Annotated in this window: 24 protein-coding genes and 2 pseudogenes; 21 read left to right on the top strand and 5 right to left on the bottom strand. The window is 75.2% G+C overall.

Going from position 1 to position 26,693, the window contains the following annotated elements:
* The first annotated feature begins 1 nt into the window (after window position 1).
* Together mmuM and D450_RS31730 are read left to right on the top strand one after the other, a co-directional pair.
* Window positions 2-895: a homocysteine S-methyltransferase gene (gene mmuM / locus D450_RS0106655; RefSeq protein ID WP_017537898.1), complete on the top strand. Its 894-nt coding sequence runs from the start codon at window positions 2-4 to the stop codon at window positions 893-895.
* 115 nt (window positions 896-1,010) lie between these two features.
* Complete coding sequence (locus tag D450_RS31730; protein WP_051063556.1) at window positions 1,011-3,143, top strand: serine/threonine-protein kinase; 2,133 nt, start codon at window positions 1,011-1,013, stop codon at window positions 3,141-3,143.
* 58 nt (window positions 3,144-3,201) lie between these two features.
* Here the strand turns inward: D450_RS31730 and D450_RS0106645 are convergent, their stop codons facing one another.
* Window positions 3,202-4,125: a LysR family transcriptional regulator gene (locus tag D450_RS0106645; RefSeq protein ID WP_017537897.1), complete on the bottom strand. Its 924-nt coding sequence runs from the start codon at window positions 4,123-4,125 to the stop codon at window positions 3,202-3,204.
* Between the two features lie 313 nt (window positions 4,126-4,438).
* Here D450_RS0106645 and D450_RS0106640 point away from each other — a divergent pair, with 313 nt between their 5' ends.
* The 4 genes from D450_RS0106640 to D450_RS0106620 all read left to right on the top strand — a co-directional run bounded on the left by D450_RS0106640 (window position 4,439) and on the right by D450_RS0106620 (window position 9,835).
* Window positions 4,439-4,855: an SRPBCC family protein gene (locus D450_RS0106640; RefSeq protein WP_017537896.1), complete on the top strand. Its 417-nt coding sequence runs from the start codon at window positions 4,439-4,441 to the stop codon at window positions 4,853-4,855.
* A 116-nt stretch (window positions 4,856-4,971) separates the two neighbouring features.
* Complete coding sequence (locus D450_RS0106635; protein WP_039820212.1) at window positions 4,972-5,988, top strand: zinc-binding dehydrogenase; 1,017 nt, start codon at window positions 4,972-4,974, stop codon at window positions 5,986-5,988.
* A 740-nt stretch (window positions 5,989-6,728) separates the two neighbouring features.
* Window positions 6,729-8,675: a nitroreductase/quinone reductase family protein gene (locus tag D450_RS31725; protein ID WP_017537894.1), complete on the top strand. Its 1,947-nt coding sequence runs from the start codon at window positions 6,729-6,731 to the stop codon at window positions 8,673-8,675.
* Between the two features lie 56 nt (window positions 8,676-8,731).
* Window positions 8,732-9,835: a pirin family protein gene (locus D450_RS0106620; protein ID WP_017537893.1), complete on the top strand. Its 1,104-nt coding sequence runs from the start codon at window positions 8,732-8,734 to the stop codon at window positions 9,833-9,835.
* A gap of 46 nt (window positions 9,836-9,881) precedes the next feature.
* Here the strand turns inward: D450_RS0106620 and D450_RS0106615 are convergent, their stop codons facing one another.
* Window positions 9,882-10,778, bottom strand: a complete 897-nt coding sequence (locus D450_RS0106615) for a TetR/AcrR family transcriptional regulator (RefSeq protein WP_017537892.1) — start codon at window positions 10,776-10,778, stop codon at window positions 9,882-9,884.
* Window positions 10,779-10,896: 118 nt separating this feature from the next.
* Between D450_RS0106615 and ribA the strand changes: the two genes are divergently transcribed.
* The 8 genes and pseudogenes from ribA to D450_RS34525 all read left to right on the top strand — a co-directional run.
* Window positions 10,897-11,610, top strand: coding sequence for a GTP cyclohydrolase II (ribA, locus tag D450_RS0106610; protein ID WP_017537891.1), 714 nt, complete (start codon window positions 10,897-10,899; stop codon window positions 11,608-11,610).
* Window positions 11,603-12,433, top strand: a complete 831-nt coding sequence (locus tag D450_RS0106605; RefSeq protein WP_017537890.1) for an inositol monophosphatase family protein — start codon at window positions 11,603-11,605, stop codon at window positions 12,431-12,433. Before ribA ends, D450_RS0106605 begins: the two co-directional genes overlap by 8 nt.
* Window positions 12,420-13,256, top strand: coding sequence for a CDP-alcohol phosphatidyltransferase family protein (locus D450_RS0106600; RefSeq protein ID WP_017537889.1), 837 nt, complete (start codon window positions 12,420-12,422; stop codon window positions 13,254-13,256). Before D450_RS0106605 ends, D450_RS0106600 begins: the two co-directional genes overlap by 14 nt.
* A gap of 4 nt (window positions 13,257-13,260) precedes the next feature.
* Window positions 13,261-14,235 carry a zinc-dependent alcohol dehydrogenase gene (locus D450_RS0106595; protein ID WP_026128415.1) on the top strand — a complete coding sequence of 325 codons (975 nt, stop codon included), beginning with the start codon at window positions 13,261-13,263 and terminating at the stop codon, window positions 14,233-14,235.
* Between the two features lie 23 nt (window positions 14,236-14,258).
* The gene (locus D450_RS0106590; RefSeq protein WP_017537887.1) at window positions 14,259-14,657 is read left to right on the top strand and encodes a 6-pyruvoyl trahydropterin synthase family protein; all 399 of its coding nucleotides are present in this window, start codon (window positions 14,259-14,261) and stop codon (window positions 14,655-14,657) included.
* Window positions 14,654-15,781: a glycosyltransferase family 4 protein gene (locus D450_RS0106585; protein WP_017537886.1), complete on the top strand. Its 1,128-nt coding sequence runs from the start codon at window positions 14,654-14,656 to the stop codon at window positions 15,779-15,781. The genes D450_RS0106590 and D450_RS0106585 overlap by 4 nt, the downstream gene beginning before the upstream one ends.
* Window positions 15,778-16,635 carry a class I SAM-dependent methyltransferase gene (locus D450_RS0106580; protein WP_017537885.1) on the top strand — a complete coding sequence of 286 codons (858 nt, stop codon included), beginning with the start codon at window positions 15,778-15,780 and terminating at the stop codon, window positions 16,633-16,635. The genes D450_RS0106585 and D450_RS0106580 overlap by 4 nt, the downstream gene beginning before the upstream one ends.
* Before the next feature lie 518 nt (window positions 16,636-17,153).
* Window positions 17,154-17,627 (top strand): annotated as a pseudogene (locus tag D450_RS34525) (lysylphosphatidylglycerol synthase domain-containing protein); the annotation flags it as partial.
* Window positions 17,628-18,129: 502 nt separating this feature from the next.
* On the opposite strand, the gene D450_RS34520 reads toward D450_RS34525, so the two are convergent.
* Window positions 18,130-18,843, bottom strand: coding sequence for a creatininase family protein (locus D450_RS34520; protein WP_017537883.1), 714 nt, complete (start codon window positions 18,841-18,843; stop codon window positions 18,130-18,132).
* 293 nt (window positions 18,844-19,136) lie between these two features.
* Between D450_RS34520 and D450_RS0106565 the strand changes: the two genes are divergently transcribed.
* Window positions 19,137-19,823 (top strand): hypothetical protein, encoded by a 687-nt coding sequence (locus D450_RS0106565; protein WP_241483081.1) that lies wholly within the window; start codon window positions 19,137-19,139, stop codon window positions 19,821-19,823.
* A 127-nt stretch (window positions 19,824-19,950) separates the two neighbouring features.
* Entirely contained in the window at window positions 19,951-20,685 is a 735-nt protein-coding gene (locus D450_RS0106560) for a PIG-L deacetylase family protein (protein ID WP_017537881.1), read from the top strand.
* 104 nt (window positions 20,686-20,789) lie between these two features.
* Here the strand turns inward: D450_RS0106560 and D450_RS0106555 are convergent, their stop codons facing one another.
* Window positions 20,790-21,965 carry a 4-hydroxybenzoate 3-monooxygenase gene (locus D450_RS0106555; RefSeq protein ID WP_017537880.1) on the bottom strand — a complete coding sequence of 392 codons (1,176 nt, stop codon included), beginning with the start codon at window positions 21,963-21,965 and terminating at the stop codon, window positions 20,790-20,792.
* Between the two features lie 80 nt (window positions 21,966-22,045).
* Here D450_RS0106555 and D450_RS34515 point away from each other — a divergent pair.
* Window positions 22,046-22,159 (top strand): annotated as a pseudogene (locus D450_RS34515) (IclR family transcriptional regulator); the annotation flags it as partial.
* Window positions 22,160-22,299: 140 nt separating this feature from the next.
* Window positions 22,300-22,935, top strand: a complete 636-nt coding sequence (locus D450_RS29620; protein WP_017537879.1) for an IclR family transcriptional regulator — start codon at window positions 22,300-22,302, stop codon at window positions 22,933-22,935.
* Between the two features lie 333 nt (window positions 22,936-23,268).
* Here the strand turns inward: D450_RS29620 and D450_RS0106545 are convergent, their stop codons facing one another.
* The gene (locus D450_RS0106545; protein WP_017537878.1) at window positions 23,269-24,522 is read right to left on the bottom strand and encodes an AI-2E family transporter; all 1,254 of its coding nucleotides are present in this window, start codon (window positions 24,520-24,522) and stop codon (window positions 23,269-23,271) included.
* Between the two features lie 41 nt (window positions 24,523-24,563).
* Here D450_RS0106545 and D450_RS32265 point away from each other — a divergent pair, with 41 nt between their 5' ends.
* From D450_RS32265 to D450_RS0106535, 3 genes are all read left to right on the top strand, one after another.
* Complete coding sequence (locus tag D450_RS32265) at window positions 24,564-25,154, top strand: ABATE domain-containing protein (protein WP_338037960.1); 591 nt, start codon at window positions 24,564-24,566, stop codon at window positions 25,152-25,154.
* A gap of 225 nt (window positions 25,155-25,379) precedes the next feature.
* The gene (locus tag D450_RS0106540) at window positions 25,380-25,745 is read left to right on the top strand and encodes a peptidase inhibitor family I36 protein (RefSeq protein ID WP_017537877.1); all 366 of its coding nucleotides are present in this window, start codon (window positions 25,380-25,382) and stop codon (window positions 25,743-25,745) included.
* A gap of 19 nt (window positions 25,746-25,764) precedes the next feature.
* Window positions 25,765-26,661 (top strand): hypothetical protein, encoded by an 897-nt coding sequence (locus D450_RS0106535; RefSeq protein WP_017537876.1) that lies wholly within the window; start codon window positions 25,765-25,767, stop codon window positions 26,659-26,661.
* Window positions 26,662-26,693 lie beyond the last annotated feature (32 nt).

Genomic DNA, 26,693 nt, shown 5'->3' with positions numbered 1-26,693 from the left:
CATGGAAGCGCTGCTCAACGACCGCGGCGTCGTGGTCCTCGACGGCGGCCTGGCCACCAGGCTGGAGGAGTACGGGTGCGACCTGTCCGGGGAACTGTGGTCGGCGCGGCTGCTGGCGGACGCCCCCGAGCTGGTGCGCCGCGCCCACCGCGACTACTTCGAGGCCGGGGCGGACGTGGCGGTCTCGGCGTCCTACCAGGCCGGATTCGCCGCCTTCGCGCGCCAGGGGATCGGGCGCGACGAGGCGGCCGGGCTCATGCTCCGGTCGGTGCGCCTGGCCGCACAGGCGCGCGACGAGGCGGGCGCAGGCCTGGTCGCCGCCGGGATCGGCCCCTACGGGGCGGCACTCGCCGACGGCTCGGAGTACACCGGGGACTACGGCCTGGACGCCCGCGCGCTGGCCGAGTGGCACCGGGAGCGCTGGATGCTGCTGGCCGGCTCCGGCGCCGACCTGCTCGCCTGCGAGACCGTTCCCTCCTACCAGGAGGCGCGCGCCCTGGCGGAGCTGATGCGGGAGACACCGGAGGTGCCCGTGTGGGTGAGCTTCTCCGGCCGCGACGACGCGCACATCAGCGACGGGACGCCCATGGCCGAGTGCGCCGCGCTCTTCGCCGGGATGGAGCAGGTCGTCGCCGTCGGTGTGAACTGCACGCCGCCCCGGCACGCCGCACCCCTGGTGGCCGAGGCCGTCGCCGCCTCCGGACGGCCGGGGGCGGCCTACCCGAACTCGGGGGAGTCCTGGAACCCGGCCGCCCGGGCCTGGACCGGCAGTGCGGACCCCGAGGCGTTCGCGGCCCGGGCCGACGCCTGGCGCGCCGCCGGGGCGCGCCTGATCGGCGGCTGCTGCCGCACGGGCCCTGGCCACATCCGGCGGATCCGCGCTCACATGGGGTGATGTCGCGTCCCCGGGACTGCTGTGCGGAATCCGGGGCCACTAAGGTTCTGTAAGCGACGCCTCCTGACGGCGCGCCGCGGGAGGGCGGGCGGCGGAGAAGCGAATAGGGGAGCGCATGACGGACGGACCCAGGACACTCGGCGGATTCACCCTCTACGGGGAGCTCGGGCGGGGCGGGTTCGGCACCGTTTACCTGGGGGTGGACGGCGAGGGCCGCCAGGCGGCGGTCAAGGAGCTGCACCCCCACATGCTGGAGGACGCCCACGCCCGCGAGCTGTTCCGCCGGGAGCTGGAGGCGGCCCGGGGCGTGCGCGGCTTCTGCACCGCATCGGTGCTGGACGCCGACGCCGACTCCGAGCGCCCGTGGATCGCCTCGGAGTACGTCGAAGGCCCGACCCTGCTGGAGCAGGTGCGCGACAGCGGGCCGCGGCACGGCGCCGACCTGGAGCGCCTGGCGGTGCACACCGCCACCGCGCTGGTGGCGATCCACGCCGCCGGGGTGGTGCACCGCGACTTCAAACCGGACAACATCCTGCTGGCCGACGACGGCCCCCGGGTGATCGACTTCGGCGTGGCCCGGCTGGCCGAGGCGGGCGCGGCCTCCACGGCCGCGGTCGGCACCGTCGGCTACATGGCGCCCGAGCAGCTGCGCGGCGACCGGATCACCGACCGGGCCGACGTCTTCGCCTGGGGCGCCACCATGGTCTACGCGGGGACCGGCGGGCAGGCCTTCCCCGGGCCCAACGTGGGCGCGCGCATGCTGCGGGTGCTCAAGGGCCCGGCCGAGACCGGGCCGCTGGAGGGGCACCTGCGCGCGATCGTGCTGCACTGCCTGGCCAAGGAGCCCGGGGACCGCCCCACCGCCCGCGGCCTGCTGGACATGCTCACCGGGGCCGAGCAGGTGCCGCCGGTCCCCGAGGCGGCCGGCGCCGCCCCGGAGCCCACCGTCCGCTCGGCGCCGCCGCCCCGCCCGGCGGCCCCGCCCGAGCTGGACACCCAGGCCTTCGCCGCCACCCAGGCGGCCCCGGTCGCGACAGGGGAGGCCGAGGAGCGGCCGCCCGCGTCGCCGTCCGGCCCGCCGCGCCCGCGCACCGCGCCCGACCGCTGGTCCGACCCGACCGGCGCCCCCGCCCGCGAGGGCCCCGACCCGCGCGCCCGGCTCGCGGCCGCGGAGCGCCACCTGCTCCTCGGGGACGCCGCGGCCGCCGAGGAGCCCCTGCACCGGGCGATCGCCGATTTCGACCGGACCGGCGACGCGGGCCGGGCCGACTACGCGCGCATCCTGCTGGGCGACCTGCACAACGTGGGCGGGCGGCACGAGGAGGCCTGGCGGCTGCTGGACACGCTGCGCGAGCGCTTCGAGCGCGCGGGCAAGCGCGTGCACCTGGCGCGGTGCCTGCGCGGCATGGCGCTGCTGGACCACGGCGCGGTCTGGGAGGGGCGCTCCGGAAGCGGCCTGGGGGCGCTGGTGGGCGGTCTGCTCACCGGCCAGCGGGGGCGCGACCCGTGGCGCCCGGAGGCCCGCCTGGAGCTGGCCGAGCGCTCGCTGCAGATGTTCCACGAGCTCGACCACGGCAGGGAGAGCGCCCGAACGCGGCTGGTGCTGGGCCAGGTGCTCAGCGAGGCCGGCGAGGGCGAGCGGGCGGTGGCCGCCTTCTCCCAGGCGGTGAGTGGTTTCGAGGCGCTGGGCGACCGGTGGTGGGAGGCGCGTGTGCGGCGCATCACCGCCCAGACGCGCTTCCACGCGGTGATGGAGTCGCAGATGGCGGTGGGCGTGTACACCGGGCCGCCGCGCGAGGGGCAGGAGCTGTCGACGGTGCTGGACCACGCCCGGCGCGCGGTGCGGCTGTGCGGCCGGACCGGCGACCACCGGGGCCGCATCGCCTCCCAGATCGTGCTGGCGCGCGCGGTGTGGGCGACGCTGGGCCACGAGGGCGCGCAGGCGCTGCAGGCCGCCGACATCCCGGGGACCTCCACCCCCTCGTCCGGGCCGGGCAGCTCGGCCCAGACCGCCTGGTACGAGCGGATGACCACCTCTGAAGAGGTGGAGGCGCTCCTGGAGACCAGCGCCGCCGAGGCGCGGGGGCAGGGCCTGGAGGAGCTGGCCGACCAGGCGCGCCTGTGGCAGGACCGCTTCTTCCACGAGAGCCCGGGCGTGCACGTCCAGGGGTGGGAGCTGCACAAGAAGCCCAAGGACGTCCCCTTCGCGGAGAGCGGCCTGACGCGGGGCGACCGCTGCGCCGTGTGACGCCCGCCCGGCCCGGCTCCGTGCCGGGGACGTACCGGGGACGCGGGACGATGTGCGCTCAGGAGTCGCGCGCGGGCTCCTGGGCGCGGCAGAAGCGGACGAACTCCTGCGCGCGCCGGTTCAGGCGCATGCTCCGTGGCCAGGCGAGGACGACGGCCTCCTCGCGCACCGGTTCGGCGATCTCCTTGACGACCACGCGCATCCCCTCATAGGTGCGGTCGTTGGCCGGGCGCTGCACCAGCACTCCGTAGCCCATGCCGCGGCCGATCAGCGCGCGCGCCGTCTCGAAGGTGGTGGGGCGGTGGCGCACCCGGGGGACCACCCCGAAGCGGTGGAACAGCGACAGGGCGTGGTGGGAGCTGGGCGCGGCATCGAGCAGCACCATCGGTTCGGGCTCCAGAGCGCGCAGCGACACCTCGGGGAGGCCGGCCATGGGGTGGTCGGCGGGGAGCAGCACGTGCGGGCGCACGGAGAACAGCACGGTGCGCTCCATCTCGGGGAGCAGGTCCATGTCGTAGAGCACCGCCAGGTCCAGCTCGCCGCGCAGGAGGCGCCGCTGCAGCACGTCCTGGTCGTCCTCGGCGAAGTCGACGGTCACTTCGGGGTGGAGGGCGGCGAAGCCCTGCAGCAGGGGCGGCAGCACGGTGGGCGAGAGCGTCACATAGCAGCCCAGGGAGAGCACGCCGGTGAGCGCGCCGCCGCCGCTGGCCTCGGCTTCGAGCTCCTCGGCCTCGCGCAGGAGGCGGCGCGCGCGGGCCAGCAGGCCGGAGCCGGAGGGGGTGAGGGTGATGCCGTGGGCCTTGCGCCGCACGCACAGCTGGACTTTGAGCGCGCGCTCCAGGTCGTTGAGGGCCAGCGAGACGGCGGGCTGGGAGATGTGCAGCCGTTCGGCGGCCTCGGTCAGCGTCCCGGCCTCGGCGATCGCGACGAAGTAGGCGAGCTGGCGCAGGGAGAAGCGGGGCGGTGCGGGCGGCTCGGACACGGGGGCGCCGGCCTTTCCGGGTCGGTGGGGCACCGGGGCCGGTCGGCTCTCCGGCCTGGGCGGATGCCACTCTAGGGCGCCGCGCCCGACTCCGCCACGGGTGGGTGATCCGTTCCGGTGTGCACCCTCGGCGGGCCCTTACGGGGCACCGTCCTTCGCCGGCGGGACGTGCCCGGGCTTCGCGACCGCGTCCGCCCCGGGGCGCCGGAGCGGTAAGCGGCCGAAGGGCCCATGGCGGAGGCGGCCGACGGCGCCCACAATGGCGCCACGCGGCCGGGGCGGCCGCGCGCTGCGGGAAGACGGGCGGAAACGGATGCGGTACGAGACCGGTACGGAGATCGGTGCGCGGCCCGAGGAGGTCTGGCCGGTGATGACCGGCGTCGAGCGCTGGCCCGACTGGCTGCCGACGGTGGCCTCCGTGCAGGCCCTCGACTCCGGTGCGCCGCGGCCCGGCGCGCGTTTCCGGCTGGTCCAGCGGCGCACGCCCCCGGCGGTGTGGACGGTCACCGCCTTCACGCCCGATCGGGAGTTCACCTGGGAGACCTCCTTCCTCGGGGCCCGGATGACGGCCGAGCACCACCTGGAGGCCGCGGGCGGCGGTTCGCGGGTGCGTCTGGTGCTGTCGCTGGAGGGCCGTGCGGCGCCGCTGCTGGCCTCCATCGCCGGGGCGCGCATGCGGCGCTTCGTGGACATCGAGGCCACCGCGCTCAAGTGGTGCTGCGAGCCGTGATCCACCAGGGCCGCCGACTGAAAGGCTTGACCTCAACTGAACTTCAGGTGTGAGTGTGGTGCCGTTCCCCTCCCGGAGCGGCCGGGCGGGGCGATGCGGAGCAGAGGAGCGGCACCATGCGCGCAGTCCGAGTGGAGCGGTTCGGCGGTCCCGAGGTCCTGGCCCCGGTGGAGGTCCCGGCGCCGGAGGCGGGGCCGGGCGAGGCGGTGATCGGCGTCGAGGCGGCCGATGTGCTCTTCCTCGACACCCAGTTGCGCAGCGGCTGGGGCGCCGACTTCTTCCCCCTGCAGCCGCCCTACATCCCCGGCAGCGGTGTCGTTGGCCGGGTCGCGGCCGTGGGTGAAGGCGTCGACCCGTCCCTGGTCGGCAGCCGGGTGACGGCCGACACCGGTGAGCGCTCTCCCGAGACCGGGCGCACGTCGGCCCCGCAGGGCGGCTATGCCGAGTTCGCCACGGCGCCCGCCGAGAGCCTGGTCGCCGTCCCCGAGGGCGTGGACGCCGACCAGGTGCTGGCGCTGCTGCACGACGGCCTCACCGCCCAGCACATCGCCGACGCCGTGGTGCCCGGACGGGGGGAGACGGTCCTGGTCACCGCTGCGGCGGGAGGCCTGGGATCGATCCTGGTGCAGCTGGCCCGAGCCGAAGGGGCCCACGTCATCGCAGCCGCCCGGGGCGGGCGCAAGCTCGCCTGGGCCAAGGAGCAGGGGGCCGGGCACACCGTCGACTACTCCGAGGACGGCTGGACCGACCGCGTCCTGGAGCTGACCGGCGGAGCCGGGCCCGACGTCGTGCTGGACGGGGCCGGGGCCGCATTGGGAACCGCGGCCTTCGGGCTCACCAAGGACGGCGGCCGGTTCGTGGGCTACGGGGCCTCGGGCGGAGACTTCGCACAGATCGACCCTGAGCGCGCCGAGGAACGGGGGGTCCGCGCGCTCTCACTGCTCGACCTGCCCGAACTGGACGACGCCTCTGGGCGCCGCATCGTTCACCGGCTGCTGGACAAGCTGCGGCGCGGAGACGTCGCGCCCAAGATCGGCCAGGCGTTCCCCTTGGAGAAGGCCGAAGAGGCGCACCGCGCCATCGCCGAGCGCGCGACGCTCGGAAAGACGATTCTGCGGGTGAGCAGTCGGTAAACGGGAACTGAGGAACGGGCCTGGGGCGCGGTGATGGCGCGCCTCAGGCCCGAGCTGTTCGCGCCCGGTTCCGAGGGGAGACTGCTCTCCGCGGTTGTGACGCCGGGGGTCTGAGACGGGTGGTCGGATACGCACACGGGGACCAGCAGGAAGCCTCCACGCCACGGCCGATCCCGGCGCCTGCGCCGCCCCCCCCAGAAACGGTCCCAGGGGTGTGCGGGCCCGGCATTCTTTGTGGTGTCCCCTCTCAGGAAGGGCGTCGGGCGATCGGGAGTGGTGAATCCACCACTATTCATGTACGCATGGGGGAGGCCGTTCTGCAGAGTGCTCCCTCACGACACCCGAAGAGTCCAGTCGGCGGCCGAAGAACGGCCGCTCGAATGAAGTGCGTCGGCCATCTGCGGGGCGCTTCGTTCCTCTCGGCGCTCGATGCCACGGCCGTATCCGTGAACGCCCCGACCAGGGCGGGCCGGACCGGGGTTGACACCCGCTCGGCGCAGGGCTTGAATGACGGGCGTGCCGCGTGGCACCGCAGCGACGAAGGCGGTGGCCGGGCGGCACCTGACCCTGGAGAGATGTCGTGATGGAAGCACGCGTCTTCGGACTGATCTAGCGCATGGCGCCGCGCGCTCCGCGCCCGTCGGCCGTTTCCGCGCCCGGCGCGTGAGCAGGCGCCCCTTCTCCGCCGCATCGACGGCGATCCGTGATCCACGAGGTCTCCGCCCCGCCATGCGCCCGTGATGCCCGCCATCCGTACCGACGCGTGTGCGGAGACACCCCTGAACACCTCCGCGCGCACGCCCGCAGCAGGGCGGCGCGCTCCTCACCCGTGCATTCAAGGAGATGCCGCCATCATCACCGACTTCAACCGGCAGGTCATCGAAGAGTTCCGCGCCAACCAGGGGCGCGTGGGAGGCCCCTTCGCCGGCGCCCGCCTGCTGCTGTTGACCACCACCGGGGCCCGCACCGGGCTCCCGCGCACCACACCGCTGGGCTACCTCAACGACGAACGCGGCCGCGTCGTCGTCATCGCCTCGGCCGGAGGCGCCCCGGACCACCCGGCCTGGTACCGCAACCTGCGCGCCGACCCCCGCGTCACCGTGGAGAACGGCCCGTTCACCTACACCGCCACGGCGACGGTGCTCCAGGGCGTCGAGCGCGACCGCGTGTTCGCGCGCGCCGTGGAAGCCGACGCGGGGTGGGGCGAGTACCAGGAGCGGGCCGGGCGCACCCTGCCCGTCGTCGCCCTGGAGCCCGTCGCCGGCGGGCCTCCGGACCTGCCCGCCGGGGACGCCCTGGTGGTGGTGCACGACGCCTTCCGCCGGGAGCTGGAGCTGGTCCGCGCCGAGGTCGCCGACGCCGGAGGCGGGACCCTCGGCGCCCAGCTGCGCCTCAACTGCATGGCCCTGTGCCAGGGCCTGCACCACCACCACACCATGGAGGACCGAGGGGTCTTCCCCGCGGTGGCCGCCGCGCGCCCGGACCTGGCGCCGGTGGTCGAGCGCCTGGCCGCCGAGCACGCCCGGGTCGCCGAGCTGCTGGACGCGCTCCGCGAGCGCGTCTCCGGGGGCGACCCCGACACCCGGGCGGTCCTGGCCGACGTCGACCGCCTGATCGCCGACCTGCTCGCCCACCTGGACTACGAGGAGACGACGCTGGTGCCCCTGCTCAACGCCGGGATCGACGGCGGAGCGGAGGCAGCGGAGCCAGCGGAGCCAGAGGCCGGGGCCTCCGCGGAGCCCGGGACGTCCGCAGGGCCCGGGGCCGGTTCACCGGGCGGGGACGGGGCGGCGCGCCGCCCGGTGGGCCCCCTCGTCGAGCGGGTGCGCGCCACCGACGCCGAACGGGCCGCGGTGCGGGAGCTGTTCACCGGCGGGACCCTGTTCGGGGCCGCGCTGCCCGACGCGGCCCGGACCGAGCCGCTGCTTCCCGGGACCGGCGGCGTCCCGGGCGACTGGGTGGACGCCGACGGTACGGGGCTGTCATCGGGCGTGCTGGTCTACGTGCACGGCGGCGGCTTCGAGTTCGAGAGCCCGCAGATCGAGCGCGTCATGGCCCACCGGCTCTCCCGTGCCGCGGGCCGCCCCGCGCTGCGCGTGGGCTACCGGCTGGCCCCGGCGCATCCCTTCCCCGCCGCCGTGGACGACGTGGTCGCGGTCCACCGCTCCCTGGTCGCCCAGGGGGTGCCGCCCGGGCGGATCGTCCTGGCGGGGGAGTCCGCCGGGGCGACGCTGCTGCTGTCGGCGCTGCTCGTGCTCAAGGAGGCGGGCGAGGCGCTGCCGGGCGGGGCGGTGGCGGTCTCGCCGCTGACCGACTTCGCGGCCGAGGGCGGATCGCGCACCGAGAACGAGGGCAGGGACCTGGTGGCCGGGTCGATGATGGGCCACATCGGACCCAACTACCTCGGCGGCGCACCGGCCGACGCGGCGCCGCAGTCGCCGCTGTACGGGGACCTGGCCGGCCTCCCGCCCCTGCTGCTGGTCGCCGGGGAGGACGAGCTGCTGCTGGACGACGCCCGGCGGTTCGCCGAGGCCGCGGCCGAGCAGGGCACCCGGGTCGCGCTCGACCTGTACGAGGGCATGCCGCACGTGCCCCACTTCGCGGTGCTCGCCGAGGAGCCGAGGCTCACGACGGCGGAGACCTTCCTCGACCGCCTCGCCGCCTGGGCGAGGGGGCTGGCGGGCTGACGCGCCCGCCGCCGGAGGGCTGGGTCCGCGCGCCGGGCCCGGTTTACGGTGGGGCGGTGAGCAACGTCGAGAGCCGCCCCGCCGAGCAGACCGTGTGCGCCCCGGGCACCGCGCCCGGGGCGCCCGGTCCCGCACCCGCACCGCCGGCCGCCGAACCCGACATCGAACTGCTCGCGCCCCGGGAGGTCCCGCTGGGCGGGCCGCGCGCCATGCCCGTCCAGCGGACCCTGCCCAACCGCGAGCGCCGCATGGTCGGTGCCTGGTGCTTCGCCGACTTCTACGGCCCCTCCGACCTCGCCGACGGACCGGGCATGCAGGTGCCGCCCCACCCCCATACGGGCCTGCAGACGGTGAGCTGGCTGCTCGAAGGCCGGGTCCGCCACCTGGACAGCCTGGGCAGCGACCGCACCGTGCGCCCGGGCGAGCTCAACCTGATGACCGCCGGACGGGGCATCGCCCACTCCGAGCGCTCGCCGGAGGAACGGCCGCCGACACTGCACGGTGTGCAGCTGTGGATCGCCCAGCCTGAGGCCCACCGCGACGGCCCCGCCGGGTTCGAGCGCCACGCCGACCTTCCGGACCTGCAGAGCGCCGCGGGGACCGTGCGTCTCATCGCCGGGTCGATGGCCGGGGAGACCTCGCCCGCACGCGTCTACTCCCCCTTGGTCGGGGCCGAGGCGGCGCTGGAGGGGGAGGGCGCGCTGCGCATGCCGTTGGAGCCGGAGTTCGAGCACGCCGTGCTCGCCCTGGCCGGCCCCGTGAGCGCGGAGGGGTGCGAGGTGCCCGTGGGCTCCATGCTGTACCTGGGGCGAGGGCGCAAGGAACTGGCCCTGCACGGACGGCCGGGCTCGCGCGCGCTCCTCATCGGCGGTGTCCCCTTCGAGGAGGACCTCGTCATGTTCTGGAACTTCGTGGGGCGGAGCCATGAGGAGATCGTGGCCGCGCGCGAGGCCTGGGAGGCCGAACGGGCCGCAGCGCGCGCGAACGGCACGCAGGAACGCACCCGGCAAGGCGCAGAGGAGCAGGGCGGGGCCGCCCCCACGGGCGGCGCCGGGCCCGCACGCTTCGGGACCGTTCCCGAAGACGACGGGGCGCCCCTTCCCGCCCCCGCCCTGCCCAACGCCCACCTGCGGCCGCGGCCCAGGTACAGGCGCAAATGAGGGCGCGCCCCTGACGGCCGGCGCCTCCGCCCGGCCCGGGGGTGCCCTAGCCGGGGCCCGCCCCCTCCTCGACCGCGGCACGTTCGAGCGGCCCGCGCCGGGCGCTCAGCTCGGTGCGCAGCTCCTCGATGCGCGCGTCGTCGAACACGACGTCGGGGTCGGGCTCCAGGAACGCCGAGGCGATCGAGGCGAGCGCGAGCGCGGGGAGCGACCAGTCGGTCGCCTCGGGCAGGCCGAGCGTCCCGGACCGCACGGTCAGCTCGGACAGCACAGGGGTGGTGGGCGCCATGACCACCATGCCGCGCACCGTCGCTCCCGCGAGCGCGGCGAGCGACTCGTAGCCCGCCCCCAGGCCGGCGCGCAGGCGCAGCCCCAGGAGCGAGGCGCACCGCTCGTAGAAGGCCGCCAGGCCGGCGGTGACCCTGCGCTCGGACTCGGTCAGGGCCAGGCGCACCTCTTCGCGGTAGTCGGTCTCCGGCAGGCCCAGGAAGGTCGCGTGCAGGGCCAGGTAGGTGCGCCACTCGGGCGATTCCAGGAACGTCTTGAGCTCGCGGGGCGCTCCGTGGCGCAGGACCTCGGCGGCCACCTCCATGCGCCGGGCGGGGGAGCGGAGCCGGTCGAGGTTGTCCAGGATGGTCTGCTCGACGCCGCGCACCGCCTCGGGGTTGGTCGTGCCGATGGCCGGGCTCGTTCCGCGGGCCAGTTCCAGGAGCAGGTCGCTGAAGAAGAGGTCCTTGTAGGGCCAGCGGCGGTAGACCGCGCTGCGCGAGACGCCGGCCTGGTGGATCACGTCCTCGAAGCTGATGTGGTCCAGGCTGACCGTCAGTCCGGCGCTGTTGACCTGGTCCATGGCCGCCTGGAGCATGCGCCGCTCGGTCTCGCTGTCGGAGATCCGGCGCCGCCGCCGTGTCAGTCCCGTTCCTTCCCGGGGGTCGCCGCCCATGATGCCGTCCTCGAGATACGATGTTTCAAATTTCGAATATCAGGGTCAGTCTATAGCGTGACGCGCACGCGCGCCCGGGCCGCCCCGCCGCGGCCCTCCCACCAGCGAGGGGAGCAGGATGCCTGATCACGACGGAACGCACCTGGAGACCGCAGAATCCGACCTGGCCACCCGCCGCGGCCGGTTCCGGGCCGTGGCCTTCCGCGACCCCGGGGCCCACGGCGAGCACATGGCGCTGGTGCGCGGGAACGTCGCGGACGGCGGGCCGGTCCTGGTCCGCGTCCACTCCGAGTGCCTGACCGGGGACGTCTTCGGCGCCACCCGCTGCGAGTGCGGCGAGCAGCTCGACTCGGCCCTGGAGGCGATCGCGGCCGAGGGCCGCGGGGTGCTGGTCTACATGCGCGGGCACGAGGGGCGCGGGATCGGCCTGCTGGCCAAGGTGCGCACCCACATTCTCCAGGACGAGCAGGGGCTGGACACCGTGGACTCGGCCACGTCCCTGGGGTTCCCGGTCGACGTGCGCGACTACGGCCCGGCCGCCCGGATCCTGCGCCACCTCGGGGTGGCCTCCGTCCGCCTGATGTCGAACAACCCCGACAAGGTGGAGGCGCTGGAGGCGCACGGCCTGGCGGTGGCCGCGCGCGTTCCGCTGCTGGCGCCCGCGCACGGCGGCAACCTCGCCTACCTGACCGCCAAGCGCGACCGGCTCGGCCACGACCTCCCGCAGCTCGACGGCGTCGAGGCCGTGGGCGGCGCGGAGGGCGTGAACGGGCGTCCCGGGAGCGACACCTCCGGCGGGGCGGCGCAGACGGGCGGGGGCCGCCGTGGCTGAGCACGGGACCCGGCCGGGCGCGACGGCCGACGGGGCCGACCTGCTCCCGGTCGCGCGCGAGGCGGCGGCCCTGGCCCGGCGCATCATCGCCGACCGGGCCCCGCGCTCGGTCGCCGCCAAGGGCGACCGCGACATGGTGACCGACGTGGACCTGGCGGTGGAGGAGGCGCTGCGGGACTTCCTGGGCCGCGAGACGCCCGGGCTGGGCGTGCTCGGTGAGGAGCACGGCCGCACCGGCGCCGGAGGGGACGCGCCCTACTGGGTGGTCGACCCCGTGGACGGCACCGCCAACCTGGCCCGCGGAATCCCGCTGTGCGGGGCGACCGTCGCCCTGGTGCACGGGCGGACCGCGGTGGCCGCCGCCATCGACTTCCCCTTCCTGGACGCCGCGTACTCGGCGGCGTCCGGGGTAGGGGCCTACTGCGGCGCCGAACGGCTGCACGCGGCCGCCACGGCCGACCCGGGGGCGGCCATGGTCGCGGTCGGCGACTTCGCCGTGGGGCCGGGCGCCGAGGCCAAGAACCGGGTGCGCCTGGAGCTGCTGGGGCGGCTCGGGGCGCGGGTGCAGCGGATCAGGATGCTCGGTACCGCTGCGGCCGACCTGGCCTGGACCGCGCACGGCCGGCTGGACGCCGCGCTGATCCTGGCCAACCGCCCCTGGGACACCGCCGCCGGCGTGCTGCTGGTGCGCGAGGCCGGCGGGGCCGTCCTGGACCGCGACGGCTCCGAGCACACCGTGGACTCCGAGGCGACCCTCGCCCTCGCCCCCGGCGTCCGCGACGCCTTGATGGCGGAGGTGAAGCGTGCTTATGGGCGTCTGTGAGATCCCCGCCCGCACGATCGCCGGGCCCGGACCGCACCTGCGGCCGGGGCCGTGGTGGGGCACGGCCCTGGGGGCCGCGGCCCAGCCCGTGCTGCTGGCCCTGATCGCGTCCACCGTCGGGCTCGGAGCGGCGGGATGGGCCGTCGGGTGCGCCTATGCGCTCGCGCTGTGGGCGCTGCTGGCGCGCGCGCTGCGGCGCGACGGTGCGGTGTCCATGCGCCCGGCCGACCGCGTCACCCTGGCCCGCGCTGTGCTGGTGGGCGGGGTGGCCGCCCTGGTCGCCGACGCCGCCTCCGGCCGCCCCGCCGACCCCTGGCCGGCGGCGGTCCTGGCCTCGGTGGCGCTGGCCATGGACGGGGTCGACGGGCCGGTCGCCCGGCGCACGGGTACCGCATCGCGGCTCGGGGCCCGCTTCGACATGGAGGTCGACGCCTTCCTGATCCTGGTGCTCAGCGTGCACGCCGCGTTCCTGCTCGGCCTGTGGACACTGGCGATCGGCGGCGCACGCTACGCTTTCGGCGCGGCCGCGCGCTTCGCCCCCTGGCTCGGCGCCGGACTCCCGCCGAGCACCGCGCGCAAGGCCGTGGCGGCGGTGCAGGCGGTGGCGCTCATCGCGGTCGTCAGCGGTCTGCTGCCCCCGTTCGCGGCGGCCGCGGCGGCTGCGGGCGCACTCGCGCTGCTGGCCTGGTCCTTCGGCCGGGACGTGCTGTGGCTGTGGCGCGCGCGCCGTGCAGGCGCGGACGGGTGCCGGGGCGACGGGCGCGGAACGAGCGCCGCACCATGGGCGGCCACAGAGGCGGGCCCCGGGGCGAACGGAGGGTGAGCAGGTGGAACGCGCAGCGCGCGCTTTCTGGGTGAACGCTCCGGGCGAAGGGGAGATCCGTCCCGTCGGGCTTGCCGAACCGGGCCCCGGTGACGTCGTGGTGCGCACCCTGTACACCGGGGTCAGCCGCGGCACCGAGGCTCTGGTGTTCAACGGGCGCGTCCCGCAGGCCCTCAGCGCGGACATGAGGGCGCCCCACCAGGAGGGCGAGTTCCCGGGCCCGGTCAAGTACGGCTACCTCAACAGCGGGCGGGTGGAGCAGGGCCCGCCGGACCTGGTCGGGCGCGAGGTGTTCTGCCTGTACCCGCACCAGACCCGCTACGTCGTCCCGGCTGACGCGGTCGTGCCGCTCCCGCCCGGGGTGCCCGCCCGCCGGGCGGTGCTCGCCGGAGCCGTGGAGACCGCGGTCAACGCCCTGTGGGACGCCGCGCCCCGGGTGGGCGACCGCGTCTGCGTCGTCGGCGCCGGCATGGTCGGCGGCTGTACGGCGCGCCTGCTGGCGGCCCTGCCGGGGGTGCGCCTGCAGCTGGTCGACACCGACCCCGCACGGGCCGCCGTCGCCGAACGGCTGGGCGTCCCCTTCGCCGCGCCCGGCGGCGCCGAGGGCGGATGCGACCTGGTGTTCCACACCAGCGCCTCGGAGGAGGGGCTGTCCCGGGCCCTGGAACTCCTGGGGACCGAGGGCGAGGTGATCGAGCTGAGCTGGTACGGCGACCGGCAGGTGCGGGTTCCGCTGGGAGAGGCCTTCCACCCCCGCAGGCTGGCGGTGCGCTGCAGCCAGGTGGGGAGGGTGTCCCCGGCCCGCAGCGCGCGCCGGACGCTGCGCGACCGCCTGGCGCTGGCGTTGGACCTGCTCTCCGACCCCGCCTACGACGCCCTCATCAGCGGTGAGAGCCCCTTCGACGAACTGCCCGAGACGATGCGGGGCCTGGCGGACGGAACCGTCCCGGCCCTCTGCCACCGGATCGCCTACCCCTGACCCCCGCCTCTGAGGAGGAACCCTTGTTCAGCGTCACCGTCCGCGACCACTTCATGGCCGCGCACAGCTTCAGCGGCGACGTCTTCGGACCGGCACAGGCCCTGCACGGCGCCACCTTCGTCGTCGACGCGGCCTTCCGCCGCGCCGAGCTGGACGGCGACGGGGTGGTCGTCGACATCGGACTGGCGACCACCCGGCTCGGCGAGGTCCTGGCCGAACTGAACTACCGCAACCTCGACGACGATCCGGCCTTCAAAGGCGTCAACACCACCACGGAGTACCTCGCCAAGGTGGTCGCCGACCGGCTCGCCGCCCGGATCGAGGCCGGCGAGCTGGGGGAGGGGGCGCGCGGGCTGGACGGCCTGGCGGTGACCCTCCACGAGTCCCACGTCGCGTGGGCGAGCTATGAGCGGTCGCTGTGAGCACGACGGTCTTCATCGTTCCCGGGAGCATCGGCGACCCGGCCGCGCCCAGCGGAGGGAACCGGTACGACCGGCGCATCGCCGAGGAGTCGGCGCGCGTGGGGATGCCGGTGCGTGAACTCCCGCTGGACGGTGCCTGGCCGGATCCCTCGGGCGCCGAGCGCGCGCGGCTGTCCCGGGCCCTCGACGGGCTTCCGGACGGCACCCCCGTCCTGGTGGACGGGCTGGTGGCCTGCGGCGTCCCCGACGTGCTCGCCCCGGCGGCGGCCCGGCTGCGCCTGGCGGTCCTCGTCCACCTTCCCCTTGCGGACGAGGGAGGGCTGCGCCCTGAGCGAGCGGAGGCGTACGAGCGAGCGGAGGGGGCGGTCCTGCGCGCGGCGGACCGGGTGGTGGCCACCAGTGGCCACGCGGCGCGGGACATCGCACGGCGCCACCGGCTCGACCCGGCGCGGGTCCACACGGTGGAGCCCGGCACCGACCGTGCGCCCCTGGCGCCCGGGACCGACGGCGCCTCCAGGCTGCTGTGCGTGGCGGCGGTGACCCCGCGCAAAGGACAGGACCTGCTCGCCGAAGCGCTCGGCCGAAACCGCGACCGGCGATGGACGTGCGTCATGGCCGGCCCCCAGCCCTCGGAGGCGGCCTCCCCCGGAGGCCCCTCGCGCCCCACATTCGCCGAACGGGTCGAGGAGCGGCTCGAACGGCACGGCATCCGGGACCGGGTCCGCTTCACCGGCGCGCTGGGCCCCTCGGCGCTGGACGGGGAGTTCGCCCGCGCCGACCTGGTGGTGCTGCCCTCCCGCGCGGAGACCTACGGCATGGTGGTGTCCGAAGCGCTGGCACGCGGCATCCCGGTCCTGGTGAGCGGGGCGGGGGCGCTGCCCGAGACCGTCGGCCGCGTCTCCGGCGGCCGGGTGGCCGGCCTCCTCGTCCCCTCGGGGGACGCCTTGGCGCTCGCGGGGGCTCTCGGACGGTGGTGGGGCGACGGGGCCCTGCGCGTGGGCCTGCGGACCGCCGCACGCGAGCGGAGGGCCCTGCTGCGCTCCTGGAGGAGCGCGGCCGCGGACATGGCCCGGGTCCTGGAACTGCTCCACGGCGACCGGGCGGCGGCAGAGGGGGCGCGATGAACGCACCGGGGACGCGGCGGTTCGCTCCGGACTGGCTGGCGCTGCGGGAGCCGGCCGACGCGGCCGCGCGCCACCGCGGCCTGGCCGCCGAGGCCGGCCGGTTCCTGCGCCGACCGGAGCACGGTGCGCCGCTGCTGGTGTGCGACCTGGGAGGCGGTACCGGCTCCATGGCCCGCTGGACGGCGCCGATCCTTCCCGGTCCGCAGCACTGGGTGGTCTACGACCGCGACGAGGACCTGCTCCGGCGCGCGCGGGCCGGCCCGCCCTCCGCGGCGGCGGACGGGCGACCGGTGACCGTGGAGACCCGCACGGCCGAGCTCACCGTCCTTACCGGGTCCGACCTGCGCGGGGCCGACCTGGTCACCGCTTCGGCGCTCTTGGACGTGCTGACGACCGACGAGGCCTACGCGCTGGTCGCCGCGTGCACCGGTGCGCGCTGCCCGGCCCTGCTCACCCTCTCGGTGGCGGGCAGGGTGGTCCTGGCCCCTGAGGAGCCGCTGGACCGGGAGATCGAGGCGGCGTTCAACGCGCACCAGAGACGGGAGTCGGGAGGTCGGACGCTGCTGGGGCCGGACGCTCCCGGGGCCGTGGCACAGGCGTTCGCGGGAGCCGGCGCGCACGTCCTGGTCCGCGACAGCCCCTGGCGGCTGGGTCCGGACCTGCGCGCCCTCGCCGCCGCGTGGCTGGAGGGATGGGTGGCGGCGGCCGTCGAGCAGCGCCCGGACCTGGGCGTGAGAGCGCGCGACTACCTCGACCGCCGCCGGTCCCAGTGCGCCGACGGAGACCTGCACGTAGAGGTGCACCACCGTGACCTCCTCGCCCTGCCGGACGACGGAGGGGGCGGACGAATGTGAGGCGGAGGTGCCGAGGAGATAGGGCCTCGACAGCCGGGAGCTCGATAGCCGGGAGCCGGGGCCCGGTCGCCACCGGAGACCGGGCCGGTGTGCATGTCGTCCTTGGGCGGCTGAGGGCCGTGTCCGGGGGCCGCCCACGGCCGTCGGAAGTTCCGCCGATGCATGCGGCAGGGTTTTCGGACGCGGCGGCCTCCGCGCCGGGCGCGGTCCGCCGCCCCGGTCGGTGCTTCGGGCTCGGCAGCGGCCCCGGAGGCGGTGTTCCTCTGAACGAGGTGATCGCCACCCCTTCAGGCCTCGCGGGATGTCGTTCCTGCAGACGGAGGCCGGACCCGGATCCGAACCGATCGCGGGTCGGACGGAACTCAGGGGGTGGGACCGGCGCCGACGGTGCGGGTACGGCCGCGGTACGGGCCCGGGAGTGAACCGCCGGGGAGGAAGCGACGGGGAATGAGCGGGGCACGCATGGGGACCATGGAAATTCGCGAAACGGGGCGATCGGTGCACCGGGCGGTGGCATCATGGTGGCCTTCCGCCTCCGCTCGCGGGGCGGAGGGCCGGACGGGGGCACGGACGTGACCGGACCTGAACGGCGGCGGCGCGCCGGGATACCGGCCGGCCTGTGGCCGTGGGCGCGGATCGTCGCGGCGGCAGCGCTGCTGGGGATCGTCGCCTGGCGCCTGGACCTGGGCGCGGTGGCCGCGGCCCTGGGCGGCGTCGGAGCCGGCCCCGCCGCCCTGGCGGTGGCCGCGGCCCTGGCCGTCGGAGCGGCGACCACCCTGCTCAGCGCGCGCCGGTGGGTCCTGGTCGCCCGCGCACTGGGACTGCGCCTGCGCACCGGCCCGGCGGTCGCCGCCTACTACCGCTCGCTGTTCCTGAACGCGGTCCTTCCCACGGGGGTGCTCGGCGACGTCCACCGCGCCCTGGACCACGGCCGCCGCAGCGGGGCGCTCGGCGCCGGCGTGCGCGCGGTGGTGCTGGAGCGCACCGCCGGCCAGGCGGTGCTCATCGCCGTCGGAGCCGTGCTCCTGGCCGCCGCCCCCGCGTGGTGGTCGGTGGTCGACCCGGTGGCGCCGNGGGGCTGGTGCTCTGGGCGCGCCGGGGCAGGGGCCTGCCCCGCGTCCGGTCCGCGGTGCTGGCGGTGCTCGCCGACGCCCGCGCCACCCTGCTCTCCCGCGGCCTGGGCCCGCGGGTCGCCGCCCTCTCGGCCGCGGTCCTGGCCGGGCACCTCGTCCTGTTCGTCGTGGCCGCCCGCACGGTCGGGGTCGCCGCCTCCGGCACCGAGCTGGTGCTCCCGGCCGTGGCGGCGCTGCTGGCCATGGCGGTGCCGGCCAACGCCGCCGGCTGGGGGCCGCGCGAGGCGGCCACCGCGGCCGCCTTCGGCGCCGCCGGGCTCGGCGCCGAACTGGGGCTGGCCACCGCCGTCGGGTACGGGGCCCTGGCCCTGGTCGCGAGCCTGCCCGGAGCCGTGGTGCTGCTCGTGTGCCGGGCGGCCGGTCAGCGGCGGGCCGACAGCGGCGGCAGCGCCCCGAAGGACCGCGCCAGGGAGGACAGCACGGCGGCCCCTTTGGACGCCGATGCCAGGGAGGGACGGCCCACCACCCCCGAGGCGGTGTAGGCGCCCAGCCCCAGCGTCAGCAGGTGCGGCCGCTCCTCGGCGTCGTGGTCGGCCTCGGCGTACCCGGGGCCGACCAGCTCGGGGTGCGCGTGCAGCAGGATCGAGGTCTCCAGCTCCCCGGCGTGCATGTCGGCGTCGGCGGAGGTGGCCAGCCCGGCGGCGCGGCGCGCCTCTGCCCACTCGGCGGGGCCGGGGAACAGCGCCATCGCTCCCCGGGCCTCCTGCACCGCGTTGCCCAGTGCGTAGTTGCCGCCGTGCCCGTTGACCAGGACCAGCCCGGCCGCGCCGGCCCGGAGCGCCGAGTCCGCGACGTCGCGGACCACCGTGAGCAGGGTGGAGGCCGAGATGCTCACTGTGCCCGGCCAGTCCTCGTGCTCATGGGAGCAGGAGATGGTCAGCGGGGGCAGCACCTGCACCGGGTGGGCCGCCGCGATCTCCCGGGCGACGGTGCAGGCGATCACGGTGTCGGTGGCCGAGGGCAGGTGGGGCCCGTGCTGCTCGAAGCTCCCGACCGGGAGCAGCGCGGTGCGCCCGCGGCGGCGTTCGGCGTCGGCCGAGGTGTCCATGGGCAGCAGGTGCCGGTGAGCGTCCATGGCCTCCGCTTATCAAGAAGCGCCGCGGACGGCAACGCGGGGTGCGGGGCGTCACCGGCGCCGCAGGGGCGTTGTAGTCTTCCGGACGCGTTCGGTGTCCGATGTGCGGCGGATTCCGCCACCGGTCCGGCCCCCGCCGCGCCGACCGCGGAACCGGCCGACAGAGACCGGCGGAAACATAGGCCGGCAGAAACAGCGACCGGCAGAAGACGTCAGCGATCGCCTGAGAGCCAGAAAGGTCCGCCTTGCCGTCCCCCACCACCCGCCGCGGCCTCCGGCGCGCTCCTGCCGCCGTGGCGGCCCTGTCCCTCCTCGCCGGGGGCTGCGCCTCCGTGCTGCCCCCTTCGGCCCGGGAGGCCGTCGGAGGCGAGCGTTTCGCCGAGTACACCCTGGAGGAGCTCGGAGAGCTGTGCCCCGATCCGGACCGCAGGTATGTGAAGGCGGCGAAGACGGCCCCGGAGCCGCCGCACACCGTCGCGGTCTTCCTCCGGGCGCCCGGGGACGACACGGAGCCGGACCGCTTCGAGCTCATGGACCTGGAGGGGGAGACGACCGTCAGCGGCCGCAGGACCGTGAACGGCTGGACCCCGGGGGCGGCCGAGGAGGTGGAGCTCCTGGCCTGCGTGGAGGGCCAGGGCGCCGACGAGGAGATCGGCGAGTGCGCCTACCGGGACACCGACCACGGCTCCCCGAATCCGGCGGTGCGCATGGTGCCGGTCTACTCTCAGCGCTTCACCGTCACGGTGCGCGAACTGGCGACCGGTGCGCCCGTCCACGAGCGGACCTTCGAGCTCAGGAGCGAGCCGCAGGAGATCCCCGGAACGTTCGGAGGCGCGATATGTCCCGGATCCCCGGCGAACTGGGGGAACCCCGACGGGATCGGGGCGGAGCCGAGGGAGGTGCCGACCGAGATCTACTCTGTCCCCGGTGGCAGGCGGGTGGCGTCCGAGCTCTGGGAGACGGTCGAGGGCGGCCGCTGAGCCTTGCACCCGGTCCCGCCCGTGAACGGCCGCTTCCGGCCACCCCGGGCCGGATTCGGCAGGTGAGCCCCGGAGAGTCCCGCGTGCGTCCGCGGCCGCGGCCTCCGGCGCGGTTAGAGTCCCCTCTATGGCCGCTCAAGACACCCACCTGAAGCCCTTCGACGAGGACTGGACGCGCGCGCTGGCCGTGGTCGCGCACCCGGACGATCTGGAGTTCGGCGCCACCTCGGCCATCGCCAAATGGACACGCCAGGGCAAGGAGGTCTCGGAACTCCTGGTGACCAAGGGCGAGGCCGGTATCGAGACCGTGCCGCCGAGCGAGGCCGGCCCGCTGCGCGTGGAGGAGCAGCGCGCCGCCGCCCGGATCGTGGGCGCCAAGCGCGTGCAGTTCCTGGACTTCCCCGACGGCACGCTGGAGTACGGGCTCGGCCTCCGCCGCGCGCTGGCGCGGGCCATCCGCGACCACCGCCCGGAGGTGGTGATCTCCATCAACTACCGCGAGTACTTTCCGGGCGCGGACTTCTACAACCACGCCGACCACCGGGTGCTCGGCCCGGCGCTGCTCGACGCCGTCCGCGACGCCGCCAACACCTGGGTCTTCCCCGAGCTGGGGGAGGAAGGACTCAAGGCATGGAAGGGGGTGCGCTCGGTGGCCTTCTCCTCCTCGCCCGAGCCCACGCACTTCACCTCCTTCGGTCAGGACGAGCTGAACACGGGCATCGCCTCCCTGGACGCCCACGAGGTCTACATGGGCGCGCTCGAAGGGTTCGACCACAAGAGCATGCTCCGCACGGCGGCCGAGGAGGCCGGCGCCCGCAACGGCGTCGAGCTGGCCGTGGAGTTCGAGGTCGTCGGGGTCTAAGGCGGATCCCGGAGCGATCCACGAGCGGTCCCGACCCACCCGCGGCCCGGGCGGCGGGGGCGCCACGGCCGTGCGGCGCTCCCTGCCGCACGGCCCGGGCCGCATTACCCGTCCAGCGGCCATCCCGTGTACGCCTCGGCCAGGTAGGCGGCCCCCGCCGTGCTGCCGGTGACCATGTCCAGCTCGCCCAGCTGCCGCTGGACGTCGAACGGCGACGCGTCCGGGGGCGTATGGAGCATCGACGTCATCCACCACGAGAAGTGCTGCGCCCGCCATACCCTCCGCAGGGCCGTCGGTCCGTAGGCGTCCAGCCCGGCCTCGGAACCGGTGGCGAAGAACTCGGTCAGCGCGCGCGCCAGGACAGCGACGTCGGCCACCGCGAGATTGAGCCCCTTGGCGCCGGTCGGCGGAACCACGTGCGCGGCGTCGCCGGCCAGGAACAGGCGTCCATGGCGCATCGGCTCGCAGACGAAGCTGCGCATGGGGATGACGCCTCGCTGGAAGATCGGTCCCTCCTGGAGCGCGAAGCCGTCCCCGACCACCCGCGCCTGCAGTTCGTCCCAGATCCGCGCATCGCTCCAGGCGTCGGCCTCCTCGTCCGGCGCGCACTGGAAGTACATGCGCTGGACCCCGGGGCTGCGCGTGCTTATCAGAGCGAAGCCGCGCTCGGAGTGCGCGTAGACCAGCTCGGCCGAGGACGGCGGCGCCTCGGCGAGGATGCCGAACCAGCCGAAGGGGTAGGCCCGGAAGTGCTCGGTGCGCGCGCCCTGGGGGATCGACCTGCGGCTGATGCCGTTGGACCCGTCGCACCCGGCCACCACCGTGCACGTCAGCTCGTGCCGCGCGCCGCCGTCGTCGGTGAAGGCGACGGAGGGGCGGTCCCCTTCGAGGCCCCGCAGCTCCACCTGGGAGCAGCCGAAGCGGATGTCGGCGGAGGCGGCCGTGCGCGCGGCGACCAGGTCCTTGAGCACCTCGTGCTGGGGGTAGAGCCACACCGACCGCCCCACGAGCCCGGCGAAGTCGATGCGGTGCGGCCGGCCGCCGAACCTCAGCTCGATCCCGTCGTGGCGGGCGCCCTCGCGGAGGGCGCGGTCGCCGGCCCCGTGCCGCACCAGCAGGTCGACGGTCCCCTGTTCGAGCACCCCGGCCCTGATGGTCCGCTCGATCTCCTCCCGCGTGCGGGTCTCGACGATCACCGAATCGATGCCCTTTTCGGCCAGGAGGAGGGAGAGCACCAGGCCCGCGGGGCCGGCGCCGAGGATTCCGACTCGTGTGTGCATGGGGCCACCCAACTAGGTGGCGCGCGTCACGGGCTAGCCTGGGCTTCCACTCACTGGAAGGGGCTCTGAGAGGGGGCGTGATGACCGGAGGGGACGGCCGGTCGGTGACCGGGCGCGCGCTGCGGCTGCTGGCCTCCTTCGACGTCGCCCATCCGGCGCTGACGCTCTCGGAGCTGGCCCGCCGGGCGGAGCTGCCCCTGGCCACCGTGCACCGCCTGGCCGGGGAACTGGAGTCCTGGCGTGCGCTGGAGCGCGGGAGCGACGGNGGGAGCGGGGGAGCGCCGGCCGCTACAGGATCGGCAGGCGGCTGTGGGAGACCGGCCTGCTCGCCCCGGTGTCCGGCCGGCTCAGGCAGGTCGCCCTGCCGCTCATGCAGGACCTGTACGAGGCGACGCGGGAGAACGTGCACCTGGCCGTGCGGGACGGCTTCGACGCGCTCTATGTGGAGAAGCTCTGCGGACACCGGTCGGTGCCCGTCGTCTCGCGGGTCGGCGGCCGCCTGCCGCTGCATGCGACCGGCGTCGGCAAGGCGCTCCTGGCAGGGGCCGCTCCGTCGGTCCGGGAGGAGTACCTCGCCCGCCCCCTCCCGCGCCCGACGGGCTTCACGGTGGTCGAACGGGGGCGCCTGGAGCGGGAGCTGCGCCAGGTGGCGAGGCGCGGCCACGCCCTGACACAGGAGGAGATGACGCTGGGGTCGGTGTCGGTCGCGGTCCCGGTGGAGCCGGGGCGGCCGGACGGCGGTGGCCGGGAGGCCGCACTCGAGGGCGCCACTGGCGACGCTTCAGAGGCCGCTCCGGGCGCCGAGCCGGTGGCGGCGCTGGGCATCGTGGTACGCAGCCTGAGGGCCGACCCCGTGCGCCTCGTCCCCGCCCTCAGGGCGGCGGCCCAGGGGATCGCGCGCCGCCTCGCGGAGACGGAGCGGGACCCGGCCCCCGGCCTGGAGCACGAGCTCCCGCCGCTTCCGCCCTGAGCGCCTTCATGAAGGAGGTCCAGAGGGAGGCCGGGTGAATGCTCTTCGCGTGGAGCCGTGTACTCGTCGCCGCCTTCTATGAGCGGGCTCAGCCCGTTGACGAGGGGCTTCGTGCCCTGGTCTTCGGACCTGGGCGCCCGGCGGCCGCTCGGTGGTGGGCCGCGCCGGACTCCGTCGTTCGACACGGGGAGGCCTGAGCAGGTGCGGGGACCGATCCCTGGGCAGCACCCCGGCATCCGGACGGACGCGGAACGCTCGGACGGGCCTTCGGGCCCTATCGGCCCCGGGCGCCGACGGCCCTGCCGACAGGCGCTTCCGTCCCCCCCGATGTGCTCAGCCCTGCCGTCCGCCGTTCTCGTCGGAGGCCGGCTTCGGCGCTGCGCCGTCCGTGCCGCCCGTCCCGCTCGCACCGCCCGCGCCGTTCTCTCCGGCCGCGCCATCGCCCGCCGTCCCCGCACCGGCCGGGCGCCCGCCGTCCCGCGCCGTGCCCGCCGCGGCTCCCGCGGCCACGGCCTCCTCCGTGCCGCCGGGCGCATCCTCCACGACGGCGAAGGGGCGGTCGCGCAGCAGGGTCGCCACCACGGCCGCCACCGGGGTCGCCAGGAACATCCCGAGGATCCCGCCGATGACGCCGCCGCAGGAGATGGCCACCAGCACCACCGCGCTGGGCAGGTCCAGCGCCCGGCCGTAGACGCGCGGGGCGAAGATGTGGCTCTCGGCCTGCTGGACCAGCAGCACCACCGCCACCACGATGAGCGCGGTCACCAGCCCCTCGGTGACGAAGGCGACCAGCGCCGCCAGCAGCCCGGACAGGAACGCGCCCACGATCGGCAGGAAGGCGCCCAGGAAGGTGAGCAGGATGAGCGGGGCCACCAGTGCCGGATCGATGAGGAAGAACAGGGGCACGCCGATGCCCACCGCGTCGATCAGGCCCACGATGGCCACGCCGCGGACGTAGCGCCCCACCACCCCGTAGGCGGCCTCGGCCGAGGCGCGCAGGCCCGGCCGCGACGCGCGCGGCAGCAGCGAGTAGTTCCACTCCATCAGCCGGTCGCCCGAGTGCAGGAAGTACACGGTCAGCACCAGGACCAGCACCGCCCCCACCAGGACCTCCAACGCGGCGGTCCCGGCCGACCACACTCCGGTCACCAGCTGCTGCCGGTTCTGCTCCAGCATCCTGGTGACCTCCTGGGAGGCCGAGTCCACCAGGTCGTTGATCAGCAGCGGGTCCAGGCCCAGGGAGTAGGCGGTCTGCTCGAGGGTGTCCGGGACCCGGCCCAGGCTGTCGATCAGCCCTTCGACGCCGGAGACCGCCGGGCGCACCACGAGCGTGGTGACCCCGGCCAGCACGACGAGGGCGCCCAGGCAGGCGAGGGTGGTCGCCAGGCCGCGCCCCAGCCCCGCCCGGCGCAGGAGCAGCACGGCGGGCATCAAGAGCGAGGTGAGGAAGACGGCCAGCACCACGGGGACGGACACGACCTTGACATAGGCGAGCGCCCACAGCAGCAGTACGATGACCGCTCCGATGAGCAGCATCCGCCAGGCCGCGTCACCGAGCCGGTAGAGCAGGGACGAGTCGTCGTTCACAGGCGGTCCTCGATTTCCAGCGGAACCCGGTCGGGGCGGGGGTGCCGGGCACCTCCCGCCTCCGGTGGTACCCGTACCGGGTCCGAGCGCGCGCGGTGCCGCGCGGCGTTTCGCGATTTCTTTGCGGTAGGGGACCGCGGTCCCGCCCGGATCGTGTCCTTCGTCCCCTCGCCGCCCCCGCCGACCTCGCCGAGGCGCTTTCGGCGGCCGGGCGGCAGTACGCCCACGAGCTCCCCGGGGCCTGGGACACCGAGGAGCTGCGCGGGCTCGCCCGGCGCCTGTACCGGGTCTTCGCCGCGGTGGAGGAGGGCGACATGGACACCGCCTGCGAGACCGCGAACGCGGTCATGCGCGAAACCGGGGCCATGCCCGTGCTCTCCCGGCACGGAGGCGAACCGTGGCACCTGCACTTCCACGCCGCCGACGCGCGCTGGGCGGTCGGATGGGGCGCGGCCAAGCAGCCGGGTGCTCGTATAGGGAGAACGACCGCCGGTATCGGAGCCTGCGGGTGGCCGCCGGTGCCCGAATCCCTGTCGGGACCCGTGGCTCCGAGCGGACCGGGGCGTTCCGGGGGTCGTCCCGGTGGACGCCCAGGTGGGGGTGGAGAGGCTCGACCGCGGCGCCGCGTGTGAAAAGCGCGTGACCGAGCCGCCCCGTACGCCATGGCGTGCCGGAGGTCCCGAAATTCGGCCAAATCCCTCCTTGTGCCGTCAGTGAAAAACGGAGAACGGGACCTTCGTCGGAATTGACCCGTGTGGAGGCGGTCAGGGAGCCCTTGTGGTGGTCACCGGGCGCGCGTAGCGTCGGCGGGGCCGCCTGCGGTAAAAACCGCAAGGGGTGTCGAGCCGGAGAAAGGAATGATCGCCATGCTGAAAAGGATCGCCGTATTCGCGGCTGTTGGAATCATCGGTTTCTCGGGAATGGTGGGGGCGGCGGCCGCCGACGACTTCCACGTCTATGAGCACGATGACTTCAAGGGGCGCAACCAGGAGTTCAACGGAACCGACCGCAACCTGTCGAACAACTACTTCGACGGGGGCGGGAACCTGGACGGCCACATCAGCTCGATGAAGAACCACGCTAATCATGGTATTTCCATGTATGACTACGGGGGAGCGAGGTGCGGCGGTATCACCTACTATGCGCGCGCCAACTCCCAGGACAAGGACCTGACCAACAACGACTTCGACAACCGCGCGAGCTGCATCATCTTCCACGGCTGAGGGGCGGGCGAGGAGAACCGTGTCGGAACGGTCCGAGAACGACCGGAGGGGAACCGTGCGGTGGGCCCTGCGCGGGCTCGGCCCGGCCCTCGCCCTCCTGGCCGCCGCGGGCTGCGCCGCGGGTCCTCAGGCAGGGGACCGGGACGGCGCCGTCCCGGTCCCCCCGGAGGTGTACGCGCTGCACGTCCCCTTCGACGCGTACCGGCTCTCCGTCGTGGACCACCAGGAGGTCGAGTACGCGCGGGACCTGATCATGCGCGCGTGCATGCGCGGCCTCGGCAAGGAGTGGGAGGTCCTCGAGCCGCCGGTGCGCGACCCGGCCCCGACGGACCGCCGCCGCTACGGCCTGATCGAGCCGCAGGTCGCCGAGCGCTACGGGTACCGCATGCCGCCGTCCCCGCCGGAGGTCGAGAAGCGCCTGCAGGTACAGGAGGAGCGCGAGGGGCTGGCCCCCGAGGACGAGCGCGCCGCCTACGGCGACGACGGCGAGGGCGGCTGCTGGGCGCGGGCCCAGGAGCGGCTGCGCGAGGACGTGCCCCCGCCCGCCGAGGCGCGCGTGTTCGAGTACGAATCGCGGGCCTATGAGGCCTCGATGGAGGCCCCCGCGGTCGAGCGCGTGTTCGGTGACTGGAGCGCGTGCATGAAGGACGACGGGTTCGACTACCCGGATCCGATGGAGGCCCTGGGCGACCCTGCCTGGGCGCACTCGGAGCGCCCGAGTGCCCACGAGATCGCCGTCGCCGAGGCCGACGTGCGGTGCAAGCGCGCCACTCGCCTGGTCCAGGTGTGGTCCGGTGCCGAGAGCCGGATCCAGCTCGAGGCCGTCCATGCCGAACCGGAGGAGTTCGAGGGGTTCGCGCGCGCCAAGAGCGCCGAACTCGAGGCCGCCCGCGAGGTGATCGCCGAATACACCTGACCGGGCGCCGGGCCCGGCGGCGGGATGCGGGG

Origin of the sequence: Nocardiopsis halophila DSM 44494 (genome assembly GCF_000341245.1) — a bacterium.
Taxonomy (GTDB): Bacteria; Actinomycetota; Actinomycetes; order Streptosporangiales; family Streptosporangiaceae; genus Nocardiopsis_A; species Nocardiopsis_A halophila.
This window is presented reverse-complemented; position numbering and strand designations above follow the sequence as displayed.